A 2151-nucleotide genomic window follows, 5' to 3' on the forward strand; every position below is an offset into this window, starting at 1 on the left:
GATCGTTTCACTGCAGAACCCTGTTCAGAATAATTATTCTGGTTACTCATTTCCTTTGTTATCCTTCCTTTCTCGATGAAACCGTTCTTTATGTCAATTCCAAACACATAGGTTCCCTGCCATATCGTTGGAATATATGAACCACTATACTGACTTCCTGGTGTCGGAGAGTTTGTTATTTCTTTAATAGGGATTGCCATGACATTGTTACTTTGATCGAGCAGGAACGCCCGATGATCATGCAGCACTTCTGAGTCAGAACCCTTCTCTCCGATAATAACATGTCCCACCTCCAGGGGGTTTGTAAGATTTGATACATCAAATAATGCAACCTTAATACCGGTTGCAGAGACTCCCCACTGATTCGGAGTGGTATCTTTTCCGATTCCTATCAGATGGGTTTTATCATATGGGTGAAGATAATCAGAATAGCCCGGAATCTTTAGCTCTCCTAAAATTCCCGGGTTTTTAGGATTTGAAAGATCTATGACAAAGAGCGGGTCCATCGTTTTGAAAGTGACCAGGTACAACAGGTCACTCATAAACCGTGCTGAATAGATCTTCTCCCCTGATGCAAGGTGATCCAGACTCCCGATCACGACCATATCAGGATCAAGGACATATACTCCATTCGAACGCCCACCATTAGCGGCTGGTTCGTCTATCGTGGTTGCGACCCGAAGGTTGCCCTTATATTCATCAAGAGAAAACTGGTTGAGAAGGTACCCTGGGAATGTCCCCGTGGATTTATACGAGATCTTTCCATTCTTGATACCAAACCGGTGCACGACAGAATCCTTATAGGTGGGCAATGAACCGGGATTGTTTCCCTGATTCTTGTAGGCAATATATACATTTCCTGTTGAAACATAGAGCGTACTATCCCGCCCAAGAAGGAATGATTCAGCTGTAGGCTGGGCATCATTATGGATATTAAAGGATGTAAGTGAGTAAAACACATAATTATCCGGTGGAACATGAGGAGCCCGGATATTTCTGATTGTAATCTCCCTTTTCCCATCATAGAGAACAGGCATATGGTAATCTCCACTGTTTCGGCTCTCCTGGTTGAGCACATAGATATCACCATCAATCATCCGTGCATTCTGGTATTTTCCCGGAATACTGATGTCACGCAATAGTTTCGGATGAGCATGATCAAATATTGAATAGACAAGTGCATGGGTCTGATATTCAGAACTTGGAACTGGAGCAACTGATCCTGCAGGTTTCATCCAGCCCTGACCATTCTTTCCAGTGAAAATAACCAGACGATCTCCGTTCAGAAATATATCAGACACATCACCATCTATGTGGATCTGAGATTCTATCCCGGCGTTTTGAGGAGGAAATGCGTCAATGATCGTCAGATTATTGTTACTCATGAGGTAGATATACTTTCCATCATTCTTGACAAAATCAGGTTCATCTACTCCGGTAACCTGGATATTTGTTGTGGAGTATGTTGATGCAACATCGGTTCCGGATCTGGACTGGGAAGAGCCAATGGCTGTATCCAAAGAGAATAACTGGTTTTCAGATTCCATTACAGGATGATGCGATCCTCCATTTGTAAGGGGAGCGGATACTGTTTGAGATTCAACATTGTAAATCCCTTTACCTGAATCTGTTGAGGAAAAATTAAAATTTTTTCTTTCTGAGTTTAACTCTTTTTCTTTAACCAGTTTTTCATCTTTTACCCGGGTCTGATTTATGAAATACTGCTCCAGGTCTTGAGTTGAACTGATCTTCCTTAATGCCAAAGGATTATCTGCATTATCACCTAAAAAAGGGACAACTCCGAGTATTTTAGAAATCACAGAGAAATCAGGGCTAACTGTGATGTGAGGTACAACAGTTTCAGTACTGTTCATATGTGAACCTGAAACCCTTGATGAATTCACAATTCCATCAGGAGAGAAATACTGTACTTCAGGTTGCGAATTGGGTAGACGATCTGCAGAGACGCTGCAGATAAATACCAAGAGCAATAATAGCCCTATCTTTAGAATTGAATTTATTTGAGTCATATTATCGTCCTGTTTTCTGAGACTCAGAATAACTTCTACTACTTCTCTCCTCAGAGAGCAATATGTTTCCGGGGTCAGTATCCGAAAGCGTATCCTTGTCATTGAGACCAATATGAATAAT

Annotated in this window: 1 protein-coding gene; it reads right to left on the reverse strand. The window is 41.6% G+C overall.

Annotated features, from left to right (window positions below):
- Positions 1-1874 (reverse strand): beta-propeller domain-containing protein (locus VN429_RS06995; RefSeq protein WP_325631370.1); only part of this gene is annotated, 1874 nt, incomplete at its 3' end.
- Positions 1875-2151: the final 277 nt, after the last annotated feature.

The organism is Methanospirillum sp., assembly GCF_035560735.1.
In the GTDB taxonomy this organism is placed as follows: domain Archaea; phylum Halobacteriota; class Methanomicrobia; order Methanomicrobiales; family Methanospirillaceae; genus Methanospirillum.